Origin of the sequence: Sphaerospermopsis reniformis (genome assembly GCF_005402885.1) — a bacterium.
Taxonomy (GTDB): domain Bacteria; phylum Cyanobacteriota; class Cyanobacteriia; order Cyanobacteriales; family Nostocaceae; genus Sphaerospermopsis; species Sphaerospermopsis kisseleviana.
Genome location: NZ_BJCE01000466.1, coordinates 1 through 1,609, shown reverse-complemented (window position 1 = coordinate 1,609; position 1,609 = coordinate 1). Strand labels below are relative to the sequence as shown.

Genomic DNA, 1,609 nt, shown 5'->3' with positions numbered 1-1,609 from the left:
CTATCAATCTTTTATTATGTTCATGGGGCATTAATGGAGTCATAATTTCTAAGATTCCCTGATTATAAGTAAACCTGTTATTGCGAGTATCACCTGTTTCTAATAAAATCCTTTCAAAAGTATTCCAAGAAATATTATGGAGGATGACGCTATTGGTGTGAGTGTCGCTGTGAGTAGGTGCTAGAGTTACCATAGAAATTCACCTCGCAGTTTTAATGTAAGCATTCAGCTATCAGTAATCAGTAATCAGTAATCAGCTTTTACCTAGTAAGTAGACAGATTCTTGCTCAAATCATAATATTGCCACATTCTGTAAGTGTTGATGAGGAAAATTTGCCAGATGAAATTTGTGTTTTTTAACCTGCTGCTAACGGAAACCGACCGCTGACGGCTGAATATTTACGTTTTAATTATCCTATTATATCACTTCAGGAAATAGGAAATAGGAAATAGGAAATAAGGAATCAAAGCAAATTCTAGCTATCTATCAATACCAAATTCTTTTAATTGTTCCTCTAGTGGTTGAGTTGTATCCAAGATTTTAATGTAGGGTTGTTCTTTGTCTGTGAATGGTTCAGCTTGGTTGAGTTGAGATACCAATAAATCAGCGGTAGCATCAGCAATATCACCAGTACGGTTAACAAGTCGTTCTTGCAATACTTCTAACGGTGCTGTACAGTGGATAATCTGTAGGGGTAATTGATGTTGAGTAGCTTGATTAATCGCTTGCTGGCGTAAGTGTTGACGGTCATACTTGGCATCTAAAATCACACGCCAACCTTGATTAGCCAGTGTAATTCCCAATGTTAACAATCTGTCATAAGTCTTTTGAGTCATTTCCGGTGTATATATCTCATTTCCACCACGTTCTAATAAAGGAATACCTGCTAAATGTTTCCGCACTGCATCAGAACGCAAGTGAACTGCTCCTAGTTTACGCGCTAAATATCTAGCAGTGGTACTTTTACCAGAACCTGATAACCCGGACATTAAAATCAATTGTCCTTGTTTGGGTTTAGTATACTCCCAAGCTTGACGATAATATGCAGATGCTGTTTTTGCGGCTTCTTCTTTCACTGCTGCGGGTACACTAGGATCATCTAATAAAAATGATGTCACTTTTGCCCGCACATAAGCTTGACGACTTAAATATAAAGGTAATACCTGTAACCCTTCCCAGTCTCCAGTTTGTTCAACATAAGCATTTAAAAAAGCATTTGCTAAATCTTTCCGCCCTTTTGCTTCAATATCCATTACCGTAAATGCCACATCATACATGACATCTACAAAGCGAAACGGCTCATTAAATTCTATACAATCGAATAACATGATTTTATCATGCCAAAGAGCAATATTTCGCAGGTGTAAATCCCCGTGACATTCACGGATGTAGTTATTGGTAATTCTGCTAGTAAATAATTCTGGATTTTGGTTAAAAAAGTTATCTGTATATGCTTTTGTTTCTGTAAACTGTTGCTGGGTTTGGGGACCACCAATATACTTTAAAGTTTGGTTATAATTCTCATTAATAGTCAACCGCACTTCTGAGATTTGCCCAAAACTGCGAATGTAATCATTTGTCTGGGACTTTGCATGGTATTCAGATACT

The 1,609-nt window shown here is 37.0% G+C and carries 1 protein-coding gene and 1 pseudogene; both read right to left on the bottom strand.

The genetic code is table 11. The features are described from left to right. Positions 1-193, bottom strand: a pseudogene (locus FFR48_RS27750) (Uma2 family endonuclease); the annotation flags it as partial. A gap of 287 nt (positions 194-480) precedes the next feature. After that, a partial coding sequence (locus tag FFR48_RS27745; RefSeq protein ID WP_137669562.1) for a bifunctional aminoglycoside phosphotransferase/ATP-binding protein occupies positions 481-1,609 on the bottom strand: 1,129 nt, incomplete at its 5' end.